Origin of the sequence: Chitinibacter bivalviorum (genome assembly GCF_013403565.1) — a bacterium.
GTDB classification, from domain to species: domain Bacteria; phylum Pseudomonadota; class Gammaproteobacteria; order Burkholderiales; family Chitinibacteraceae; genus Chitinibacter; species Chitinibacter bivalviorum.
On record NZ_CP058627.1, the window covers coordinates 2,100,962 to 2,112,979 of the forward strand.

Below are 12,018 nucleotides of genomic sequence, written 5' to 3' on the forward strand. Positions count from 1 at the left end.
CATCAACTGATCTCATATCTCTTAACTTGTATTGGGTCGATTATACCATCAGTCGCTTAACGCGTCTCAGGTTATAGGATCAAGCCTCACGGGCAATTAGTATCGGTTAGCTTAACGCATTACTGCGCTTCCACACCCGACCTATCAACGTCCTGGTCTCGAACGATCCTTTAGAGGTCTTAAAGACCTAGGGAAGTCTCATCTTGAGGCTAGTTTCGCGCTTAGATGCTTTCAGCGCTTATCTATTCCCGACTTAGCTACCCGGCAATGCCACTGGCGTGACAACCGGTACACCAGAGGTCAGTCCACTCCGGTCCTCTCGTACTAGGAGCAGCCCCCCTCAAACTTCCAACGCCCACTGCAGATAGGGACCAAACTGTCTCACGACGTTTTGAACCCAGCTCACGTACCACTTTAAATGGCGAACAGCCATACCCTTGGGACCGGCTACAGCCCCAGGATGTGATGAGCCGACATCGAGGTGCCAAACTCCGCCGTCGATGTGAACTCTTGGGCGGAATCAGCCTGTTATCCCCGGAGTACCTTTTATCCGTTGAGCGATGGCCCTTCCATTCAGAACCACCGGATCACTATGTCCTGCTTTCGCACCTGCTCGACTTGTCGGTCTCGCAGTTAAGCCGCCTTTTGCCATTACACTATCAGTACGATGTCCGACCGTACCTAGGCGACCTTCGAGCTCCTCCGTTACAATTTGGGAGGAGACCGCCCCAGTCAAACTGCCTACCATGCACGGTCCCCGATCCGGATAACGGACCAAGGTTAGAACCTCAAAGGGGTCAGGGTGGTATTTCAAGGACGGCTCCACTGAAACTAGCGTTCCAGCTTCAAAGCCTCCCACCTATCCTACACAAACCACTTCAAAGTCCAATGCAAAGCTACAGTAAAGGTTCACGGGGTCTTTCCGTCTAGCAGCGGGGAGATTGCATCTTCACAAACACTTCAACTTCGCTGAGTCTCGGGAGGAGACAGTAGGGCCATCGTTACGCCATTCGTGCGGGTCGGAACTTACCCGACAAGGAATTTCGCTACCTTAGGACCGTTATAGTTACGGCCGCCGTTTACTGGGACTTCAATCAAGAGCTTGCACCCCATCATTTAATCTTCCAGCACCGGGCAGGCGTCACACCGTATACATCCACTTTCGTGTTAGCACAGTGCTGTGTTTTTGATAAACAGTCGCAGCCCTCATTTCTCTGCGGCCTCATTGGGCTCCGGTTGTACACCTTCACCTACTAGAGGCACACCTTCTCCCGAAGTTACGGTGTCAATTTGCCGAGTTCCTTCTCCCGAGTTCTCTCAAGCACCTTAGAATACTCTTCCTACCCACCTGTGTCGGTTTGCGGTACGGTTCAATATAAGCTGAAGCTTAGTGGCTTTTCTTGGAAGCAGGGTATCGCTCACTTCGTCTACAAGTAGACTCGTCATCACGCCTCAGTGTTAAAGCAGCCCGGATTTGCCTAAGCCACACACCTACACGCTTAAACCAACTCTTCCAACCGTTGGCTGAGGTAACCTTCTCCGTCCCCACATCGCACTTATACCAAGTACAGGAATATTAACCTGTTTCCCATCGACTACGCATTTCTGCCTCGCCTTAGGGGCCGACTCACCCTGCGCCGATGAACGTTGCGCAGGAAACCTTGGGTTTTCGGTGAGGGGGCTTTTCACCCCCTTTATCGCTACTCATGTCAGCATTCGCACTTCTGATACCTCCAGCATCCTTCTCAAGACACCTTCACAGGCTTACAGAACGCTCCTCTACCATATGTACATCGTACATATCCGCGTCTTCGGTTATCAATTTGAGCCCCGTTACATCTTCCGCGCAGGACGACTCGACCAGTGAGCTATTACGCTTTCTTTAAATGATGGCTGCTTCTAAGCCAACATCCTGGCTGTCTATGCCTTCCCACCTCGTTTTCCACTTAATTGATCATTTGGGACCTTAGACGGCGGTCTGGGTTGTTTCCCTCTTGTCCCAGGACGTTAGCACCCCAGGACTGTCTCCCATGCTCGCACTTGACGGTATTCAGAGTTTGCCATGGTTTGGTAAGTCGCGATGACCCCCTAGCCATAACAGTGCTTTACCCCCGTCAGTGATACATGAGGCACTACCTAAATAGTTTTCGAGGAGAACCAGCTATTTCCAAGTTTGTTTAGCCTTTCACCCCTATCCACAGCTCATCCCCTAACTTTGCAACGTTAGTGGGTTCGGACCTCCAGTGCGTGTTACCGCACCTTCATCCTGGCCATGGATAGATCACTTGGTTTCGGGTCTACGCCCAGCAACTATGCGCCCTATTCGGACTCGGTTTCCCTACGCCTCCCCTATTTGGTTAAGCTTGCTACTGAACGTAAGTCGCTGACCCATTATACAAAAGGTACGCAGTCACGGAACAAGTCCGCTCCCACTGTTTGTATGCATCCGGTTTCAGGTTCTATTTCACTCCCCTCCCGGGGTTCTTTTCGCCTTTCCCTCACGGTACTGGTTCACTATCGGTCGATGATGAGTATTTAGCCTTGGAGGATGGTCCCCCCATCTTCAAACAGGATTTCTCGTGTCCCGCCCTACTTGTCGTACGCTTAGTACCACAATTGTGTTTTCATATACGGGGCTATCACCCACTATGGCCGGACTTTCCATTCCGTTCTATTAACACGACTGCTATCACGTACAGGCTCTTCCCATTTCGCTCGCCACTACTTTGGGAATCTCGGTTGATTTCTTTTCCTGCGGTTACTTAGATGTTTCAGTTCACCGCGTTCGCTTCACATGACCTATGTATTCAGTCAAGGATGACCCAAAAGGGCCGGGTTTCCCCATTCGGAAATCGTGGGATCAAAGCACTTTGCCAGCTCCCCCACGCTTATCGCAGGCTATCACGTCCTTCGTCGCCTATCATCGCCAAGGCATCCACCAGATGCACTTATTCGCTTGATCCTATAACCTCAAACACGTTTTACCGTACTCTTGGTCAGAGTTTCGTATTTACGACTTGTTGAATAGTTTCTCACGCTATTCAACGGCTGACTTTTACATCAGCAGATACAATCAACCCAATTTATTACTGTAAAAACAAGTCACCCTGTTTTCACATTGTTTAATTAGGAGATATTACTTCTTCTATTTTGTTAAAGAACGATACAGATGTCTTTCGACATTCCGATTTAAGAAACCAGAACAAAATCAACAACCCGAATCCCAACTACTGATCCGTCTATTGACTGAATTCTAAATTCTTGACAGTGACTTTTTTGCTGCACCACTGTTTGCACAGTGCTCGCCGCAAGGTGTGGTGGAGGATGACGGGATCGAACCGACGACCCCCTGCTTGCAAAGCAGGTGCTCTCCCAACTGAGCTAATCCCCCAATCTGGCATTACTAAGCTGTTTCCACTTACTAGGTAAGTGGTGGGTCAAGCTGGAATCGAACCAGCGACCCCCGCCTTATCAAGACGGTGCTCTAACCGACTGAGCTACTGACCCAGCTTTTGTCTTCACTAGATCAACCCTAACTTCGAGATTACCTTAGATAATCTACGCCGCCAGAGCGACTGACCCAGCTTCCAACCAAGTCCGTAACCCTGAGATCAATTGCTTCATCTCGCAGTTACTTTCTCTGTATCTTCAAATTCTACAGCCGATGAGTGTGAGTACTTGACCCGCAGGTCTTTCTCTTGAAAGGAGGTGATCCAGCCGCAGGTTCCCCTACGGCTACCTTGTTACGACTTCACCCCAGTCATGAATCCCACCGTGGTAAGCGGCCCCCCTAAGGTTAGCCTACCTACTTCTGGTGAAACCCACTCCCATGGTGTGACGGGCGGTGTGTACAAGGCCCGGGAACGTATTCACCGCGACATGCTGATCCGCGATTACTAGCGATTCCGACTTCATGCACTCGAGTTGCAGAGTGCAATCCGGACTACGATCGGTTTTGTGAGATTGGCACCCCCTCGCGGGTTAGCGACCCTCTGTACCGACCATTGTATGACGTGTGAAGCCCTGGTCATAAGGGCCATGAGGACTTGACGTCATCCCCACCTTCCTCCGGTTTGTCACCGGCAGTCCCATTAAAGTGCTCAACTAAATGGTAGCAACTAATGGCAAGGGTTGCGCTCGTTGCGGGACTTAACCCAACATCTCACGACACGAGCTGACGACAGCCATGCAGCACCTGTGTTACGGCTCCCGAAGGCACTCCTCGATCTCTCAAGGATTCCGTACATGTCAAGACCAGGTAAGGTTTTTCGCGTTGCATCGAATTAATCCACATCATCCACCGCTTGTGCGGGCCCCCGTCAATTCCTTTGAGTTTTAGTCTTGCGACCGTACTCCCCAGGCGGTCAACTTCACGCGTTAGCTGCGTTACTAAGCTCCGAAAAGCCCAACAACTAGTTGACATCGTTTAGGGCGTGGACTACCAGGGTATCTAATCCTGTTTGCTCCCCACGCTTTCGTGCATGAGTGTCAGTATCAGCCCAGGGGGTTGCCTTCGCCATCGGTGTTCCTCCACATCTCTACGCATTTCACTGCTACACGTGGAATTCCACCCCCCTCTGCCGTACTCTAGTTAGCCAGTTCACAATGCAATTCCCAAGTTGAGCTCGGGGATTTCACATCGTGCTTAACAAACCACCTGCGCACGCTTTACGCCCAGTAATTCCGATTAACGCTTGGACCCTACGTATTACCGCGGCTGCTGGCACGTAGTTAGCCGGTCCTTATTCTTCTGGTACTCTCATCCCCGGTGGGTATTAGCCACAAGGATTTGCTCCCAGACAAAAGCGCTTTACAACCCGAAGGCCTTCTTCACGCACGCGGCATTGCTGGATCAGGCTTGCGCCCATTGTCCAAGATTCCCCACTGCTGCCTCCCGTAGGAGTCTGGACCGTGTCTCAGTTCCAGTGTGGCGGATCGTCCTCTAAGACCCGCTACTGATCGTCGCCTTGGTGAGCCTTTACCTCACCAACTAGCTAATCAGCCATCGGCCGCTCCAATAACAAGAGGTCTTGCGATCCCCCTCTTTCCCCCGTAGGGCGTATGCGGTATTAGCTATCCTTTCGGATAGTTATCCCCCATTACTGGGTACGTTCCGATGTATTACTCACCCGTTCGCCACTCGCCACCAGACCGAAGTCCGTGCTGCCGTTCGACTTGCATGTGTAAAGCATGCCGCCAGCGTTCAATCTGAGCCAGGATCAAACTCTTTCGTTTAATCGCTATGCTATTTTTACTACTTGGCTTGTACTTCAATACTCAAAAGAACATCCGAGTTTGAACCGAAGTTCAGACTACAAATATTACTTTTTCAATTGAGTGCAAGCACTTGTTTCGACTTACGAATCAAGCACTCACACTCATCGGCTGTATATTATTAAAGATCGTTGCGACAACCAGAGAAACTTGTTTTGTTTCGCTGCGTCATCAGCAGAGAGGCCGAACTATACCCATCGCCTCGAAACCCGTCAACACCTACCGGCAAAGAAAAGCGAAGAAAGGCGCTAAGTGGTTGATCTAATTAGCAACCCAGATTGAAACATTTTTGCAGCAAACGCAAAAGCCACGTCCGCAGCACCAGCGGATTCGGTCAGAAATCGAGAAATAGAAGCAAAGAAACTGCAGAAAAAGCACGAAAGGCATGAAAACAGCAAAATCCCCCCGAAAAGCAAACAGCCCGCTGGCGCGGGCTGTGTCTATTATTGTAAAAGCAATTTCGCATCACCGTTTATTCGTGGGGATCAGCGCATTTAGGCTGCCCATTAACATTGCGGCACGACTAGCATGCTCTTTTTTGATCTCGGCCGTGGGCGCGTATTTTTCTGAGAGCCGCCCTGTGAAGTGCACATCATTCTGCGACATTTCATCAAGAAAACGGCTGGGGCGGGTGATTTGCCACTCTCCTGCTCGGCGGCGCTTGCCGCAATAAGTGATGGTTAAACTACGCTGTGCCCGTGTAATACCCACATACATCAGTCGCCGCTCTTCCTCGACCATGCCCGTTTCGATTGAATTTTGGTGCGGCAGGATATCTTCTTCACACCCGATTAAGAATACATGGGGATATTCGAGACCTTTGCTGGCATGCAGGGTGGAGAGACGCACTGCGTCTACTTCTTCCTCGTCACGCCCTTCGAGCATCGTGATGATGGCAATCGTTTGGACGATCTCGATCAGGCTCTTGCCATCCTCTTCGCCCTTCTTGGTGATCCAACCCGCTAGATCGAGAATACTTTTCCATTTATTCTCGGCCGGCTTTTGCTCTTCGGTTTCATAGAGCCACGCTTCATAATTAATTGCGCCTAATAACTCTTGCAGCAATAGCCCCGCAGGCTCGCGCTCGGCACGACCTTGCAATTTGCCGATGAAATTGCAGAAAGTATGGAGCGCTTCGCACTGCGCCGCTTGGATTTGATGAATAAACCCCTCCTCGTATACGGCTGCAAACAAGGATATTTCTCGCCTTGCGGCATATGCCCCTAGCTTTTCTAAAGTCACATTGCCAATCCCACGCTTGGGTGTCGTCACCGCACGGATAAAAGCCGGGTCATCATTCTCATTTGCGACCAAACGCAGGTAAGACAAAATGTCTTTGATCTCGGCGCGATCAAAGAAACTCTCGCCCGCAGCCATCACATAAGGGATTTTGTCGTTACGTAATTGCGCCTCGATAATGCGCGCTTGGAAGTTACCGCGATACAAGATGGCGTAGTCTTTATATTCGGTGCGATTCAGCAACATGTGCTGGCGAATTCGATCGGCCACCATACGCGCTTCCTCTTCATCGCTCTTAGCTTCGACGACTTTAATCAGATCGCCCTCGCCCAACTCAGACCAGAGTTTTTTCTCAAACAACTTGGGGTTATTGCCGATCACCGAGTTGGCACAGCGCAAAATCCGCGCCACGGAACGATAGTTTTGTTCCAGCTTAATCACTTCGAGCTTCGGAAAGTCGGTTTTCAGCAAGTTCAGATTTTCAACGTTCGCGCCGCGCCAAGCGTAAATACTCTGATCGTCATCACCCACCGCGGTGAAGTAACCCGTAATGTCGGTGAGTAACTTCACCAATTGGTATTGCGTTGTGTTGGTGTCTTGATATTCATCGATCAGCAAATACCGCAGTTTATTGCGCCATTTCTTGAGCACTTCTTCATTATCTTCAAACAAATCAACCGGCAAGCGAATCAAATCGTCAAAATCAACCGCTTGATAGGCGTACAAAGTGTCTTGATAAGCACGGTAGATTTTTGCTAGCTGCATTTCTCCTTCGGAAGCCGCAATCACCATCGCCTTATCCGGCGAAATGCGATCATTTTTCAACATCGAAATCTGGCTAACGGTTTGCCGAATCAGCGCCTTGTCGGTTGTCACCAATTGATCGGCAATGATTTTGCTCGCATCAGCCGAATCCAAAATCGAAAATTTGGGCTTATAGCCAAGATGCGGCGCTTCCTCGCGCAGGATTTTCATGCCCAAACTATGGAATGTAGAGACCGTTAAGCCGCGCAGCCGATCGGCAGGTAAAAGGGTGGCGACCCGCTCGGACATTTCGCGCGCGGCTTTATTGGTAAAGGTAATTGCCGCAATATTGCGAGCGTCCATGCCTGCCGTTTCGATCAGATAGGCAATTTTCTGGGTAATCACACGGGTTTTGCCTGAGCCTGCGCCCGCCAAAACCAAACAAGGACCAGATAAATACTGAACGGCGGCCTGCTGAGGGGCGTTTAACAAATGCAACATCTGCAACAATACTTTTATCGGGCTAGAATCTTAAGATGGTATCACGTCGCCAAACTGCAACGCAGATCGCCAGACGCTTGGCGCATCCGATGATTTGGCATACAAGCTGTAATTGGTCTAGCCAAAAGTGATTGATAGAGATGAGTACATTGCAGCCAGTCCGCAAACAGGACCTCAGCATCGGCACCCCGTTGCCTTACCCGATTTACGACGTAAACAACAATTTGCTGTTACGCGAAGGGCAAATCATTGCGAGTGCAAGTCAGCTTGAAACCATTGCTCGCGATGGCTTATTTCACAATCCACAGTGGCAAACCACCACTCGCACGCCAGCCCCAACATCAAATCGGGCCCGTATACCCGTCGACATCGAAGAGTCGAGCACTACAGCCTCACCCGCAGATAGCAAGGTGATTCGCGATCTGAATCAAGTGAAATTGCAGCCCAATACGGTACTGCATGTGCAATCGGTCGGAGATCCGCTCAAACCCAAAGCCTCGGTGCGACTAATAGGCTGGCTCGATAAAATGGGCGTAATGATTAGTGCGCTCAGCCCGCAAGGGGGCATTTTGCCTTTTCGCGAAAATGAAGTGCTGCAGCTCAAAGCCATTTCTGGCAAAAACATCGTAGTGTTTACAGCGACCATACTTAAAGTCTGTTTTACGCCTTTCCCCTATCTGCATTTGAGCTGGCCAGACAAAATCCAGCTACGCCAACTGCGCAATAGCCTGCGCATCAGTACGCATTTAATTGTGAGCGTTAGCGGCGAAACGTTGCGGAGTACCCCAGCTAAAATCACTAATCTATCGGCCAGTGGCGCCATGCTGGAAAGCTCGTTGCTTGAACTCGAACCCGATCAGATGATCCAATTGGCCTTGCGACTTCCTGCTGCGGGTGAAGAACACACGATGACACTACAGGCCAAAGTGTGTAATCGACATATCGACCCACCTTCCACCATGACGCAGTACGGCCTGGCATTTGAGCCCATGGGTACGGCAGAGCGATTGGTGTTGGAACACTTTATTTTCTACGCCCTACTCGAAAGCTAAGCCAGCAGGGCAAGCCATTTATCTAGGTAATTTGAAAAAAGCCGAGGCCTGTTTCAGCTCGCCAGCCACATGCGCCACCGAGTGCGATGACGAGACCACTTGGGCTGCAATGGCCGTATTTTCTTCGGCCGCCTGGGCAATTTGTTCTACACGCCGTGCCAATTCAGCACTGGCGACTTTTTGCTCAGCCAGCGCATTCGCAATGTCATCGACCGAATGCCCCACCACTTGTGCGCCTTCTTCAATCTGCCCGATCAAGGCTTTGGTTTCTGCGGCGCTTGAGACCACGGTATTGACCACCAAGCGACTTTCTTGCATGCCTTCAACCGCAGCCAAAGTCCCCGCCTGTATGGATTGCAACATTTGCGCAATTTGCTGCACCGATTGAGTGGTTCTTTCGGCTAATTTACGTACTTCATCGGCCACCACCGCAAAACCACGCCCCTGTTCACCCGCCCGAGCGGCTTCAATGGCTGCGTTCAGCGCCAATAAATTCGTTTGATCGGCAATATCATGAATCAGATCCGCGATATTGCCGATGCTTTGCACTTTGCCATTGAGTTCATTCAGATCATGGGTGGTTTGCTCAACGCGCAGCGCCACACTCGCAATTTTTTGTGAAGAAGCCTCAACCTGAACCCCACCCGACACCGCCATTTCACCCGCCCTCTCGGCGCGAACATCGGCTTCGTCGGCGTGCTCGGCCACTTGATCAATACTCACGGTGAGTTGCTCAATCGCCGCGGCCGCCGAGGCCGTTGCTTGCGATTGATTCAGCGACGCTTTGCCAACCTCATCTGCCGCAACACTCAATTCGCCGACTGAATGACTTAATTCACTGGCATCCTGCTGCAGGCCTTGCACAATTTTGCGCAATGAATGCTGCATTTCATCTAAGGCGCGCAATAAATGCCCGACTTCATCATCCCCGACGCGCATGCCATTGAGTTCATGCGTCAAATCGCCTTTTGCCACAGACAGGGCGAGTCGCTCTGCGCTTTTTAGGCGTGGCACAATCAAGCGCTCGATCCAAAACGCAGTGAGCAAGCCCAGCATCACGCCCGCAATGGCACTGGCCAACATCAGTTTTTTAGCCGCTGCCGCTGTTTGCTCGGCGGCGACGCGTTCCGCTTGCATTTGCTGGCGCTGAAAATCAATCAAGGCATTGGCGGCGGCGAGAAAATCGGCATTGGCTGGCCCATATTGCTGCACGATCAATTGCGCCGCTGCAGTTTTATCTTTGCGCAAAGCCTCAAAAAGCGGCTCATAGGTATCACCGAGACGCGCCCGTGCCGCCATCATGGCATCGAGTAAGCGCTTGCCTTCATTTGAAGTGACTGATTTTTGTAGAAACTCTTGTGGCTCACGGTTCTTTTGTCGATTTTCTTGTGCGGTATTGATGGCCTGCTCAATCTGAGCGGTATTTGATGCAATAAACGCATCACGCAGCAAAGCGCCATTAATCAAACCGCGCTCGGCAATCGATTTGGCTGCTTCGATTTTGGGTAAACGCTCGGTAACCACCTTGGTGATCGCCGCATCCAACTGGGTGATCTGCTGGAACGAGATCCAAATCAACAGCACCAGCAGCGACAAGAGCAGCGCAAAACCTGCCAGTAATTTATTACGAACCGACCAATTTAGCCCCAGCATCTTGCCACCCCAAACCACGCCAAAAGATAGTTTGAGTGTAGAAGCCAATGCTGCACAGCAGCATAAAATACTTGATTCAAATCAATTGTTTAGCGAATTTGTCAACCAGGTGAAAGTACGCAACAACAACCCGAGCACATACACAAGCAGGTATTGCCTTCAAAACCAACAGCCACAATACTTAGCCAGCAATACTACCGCCCCGGCGGTGGCGTCATGGTTTTGCTGCGGTAGTCGCAAACATCATTGACGACACAGCGCCAGCATTCCGGTTTACGTGCCTTGCACACGTAGCGGCCATGCAAAATCAGCCAGTGATGCGCATTGAGTAAAAATTCGGCGGGGGTTACTTTGAGTAATTTATCTTCCACCGCGCGAACATCCTTGCCGGGGGCTAGGCCGGTGCGATTGCCGAGGCGGAAAATATGCGTATCGACTGCGATCGTCGGTACGCCAAACGCCGTATTAAGTACGACATTCGCTGTCTTGCGCCCGACGCCGGGTAAAGCCTCCAGACTTTCCCGATCGCGCGGCACTTCGCCACCGTGCAATTCAAGCAACATGCGACAGGTTTCAAGCAGATGCTTGGCCTTGCTGCGATATAAACCGATGGTATTGATGTAGGACTCAAGCCCTTCTTGCCCTAGCGCCAGAATCCCCGCCGGGGTATTGGCCACGGGAAATAAAATCTTGGTCGCTTTATTCACGCCAACATCAGTCGCCTGAGCCGACAGCAACACCGCCGTGAGTAACTCGAACGGCGTGCTGTAGTTCAGCTCGGTCGTAGGATTGGGGTCAAGCTCGGCCAGACGGGCGTAAAAAGTATGGCGGGTTTGCTTATTCATGCGTCAATGCAAGTTGATCTTCACGTGGCGTGAGCTTGGCCAACATCTTCGCCTTTGCCTCAGCGCGGCGATCCAAAGCCTGTTTTCCGGCAATCAAAAAGCCCAAGCCAATAAACGCGCCGGGCGGCAAAATCGCCAGTAGGAATTGATAATTGTATTCGGCAGGCACCACGTGAATCACCCACGCTTTCGCCGAAGCGCCAAACACCAGATCAATACCCGACAACAATGTTCCCTTGCCGACTAGTTCGCGCATCGCGCCCAGCACCGCCAGCACCAGCGTCAAACCCAGCCCCATAAAAAAGCCATCGAGCGCCGAATGAGCAACGGGGCTTTTGGAGGCAAAGGCTTCGGCACGCGCCAGCACGATGCAATTGGTCGTAATCAGCGGAATAAAAATACCCAAAACTAGGTAAAGCTCATGGACGTATGAGTTCATTAATAGGTCAACCATCGTGACCAATGCGGCGATAATCAAAATAAAGATCGGTGCGCGCAACTCGTTGGGCACAAATTCGCGGATCGCCGCAATTGCCGCCCCCGAAATCAGCATCACGATACTGGTCGCCAAGCCAAGCGATACGCCGTTGATGATATTGCTCGACATCACCAAGACTGGGCACATCCCCAAAATGGCGACCACGCCTTGGTTTTGCTTCCAAATGCTGTTGTAAATAATGTCTTTGGCTTCATTCCACGTCATCATGACT

5 protein-coding genes, 2 tRNA genes and 2 rRNA genes are annotated in these 12,018 nt (G+C 51.0%); 1 reads left to right on the forward strand and 8 read right to left on the reverse strand.

Features of this window, described 5'->3' with window-relative positions; genetic code table 11:
• Window positions 1-75 precede the first annotated feature (75 nt).
• The 5 genes from HQ393_RS09930 to HQ393_RS09950 form a co-directional block, all read right to left on the reverse strand.
• Window positions 76-2,962, reverse strand: a 23S ribosomal RNA gene (locus HQ393_RS09930).
• A gap of 353 nt (window positions 2,963-3,315) precedes the next feature.
• A tRNA-Ala gene (locus HQ393_RS09935) sits at window positions 3,316-3,391 on the reverse strand.
• Between the two features lie 39 nt (window positions 3,392-3,430).
• Window positions 3,431-3,507 (reverse strand) — tRNA-Ile (locus HQ393_RS09940).
• A 194-nt stretch (window positions 3,508-3,701) separates the two neighbouring features.
• Window positions 3,702-5,235 (reverse strand): 16S ribosomal RNA (locus HQ393_RS09945).
• Together the 16S and 23S rRNA genes with 2 tRNA genes alongside form the textbook arrangement of a ribosomal RNA operon.
• A gap of 504 nt (window positions 5,236-5,739) precedes the next feature.
• On the reverse strand, window positions 5,740-7,758 hold the full coding sequence (locus HQ393_RS09950) for a UvrD-helicase domain-containing protein (RefSeq protein ID WP_179355054.1): 2,019 nt from the start codon (window positions 7,756-7,758) through the stop codon (window positions 5,740-5,742).
• A 140-nt stretch (window positions 7,759-7,898) separates the two neighbouring features.
• Here HQ393_RS09950 and HQ393_RS09955 point away from each other — a divergent pair, with 140 nt between their 5' ends.
• On the forward strand, window positions 7,899-8,810 hold the full coding sequence (locus HQ393_RS09955; RefSeq protein WP_179355055.1) for a flagellar brake protein: 912 nt from the start codon (window positions 7,899-7,901) through the stop codon (window positions 8,808-8,810).
• An 18-nt stretch (window positions 8,811-8,828) separates the two neighbouring features.
• On the opposite strand, the gene HQ393_RS09960 is transcribed toward HQ393_RS09955, so the two are convergent.
• From HQ393_RS09960 to HQ393_RS09970, 3 genes are all read right to left on the reverse strand, one after another.
• Window positions 8,829-10,463, reverse strand: a complete 1,635-nt coding sequence (locus HQ393_RS09960; protein WP_179355056.1) for a methyl-accepting chemotaxis protein — start codon at window positions 10,461-10,463, stop codon at window positions 8,829-8,831.
• A 194-nt stretch (window positions 10,464-10,657) separates the two neighbouring features.
• Window positions 10,658-11,308 (reverse strand): endonuclease III, encoded by a 651-nt coding sequence (gene nth, locus HQ393_RS09965; protein ID WP_179355057.1) that lies wholly within the window; start codon window positions 11,306-11,308, stop codon window positions 10,658-10,660.
• Complete coding sequence (locus HQ393_RS09970; RefSeq protein WP_246307875.1) at window positions 11,301-12,014, reverse strand: electron transport complex subunit E; 714 nt, start codon at window positions 12,012-12,014, stop codon at window positions 11,301-11,303. Before HQ393_RS09970 ends, nth begins: the two co-directional genes overlap by 8 nt.
• Between the last annotated feature and the right edge of the window lie 4 nt (window positions 12,015-12,018).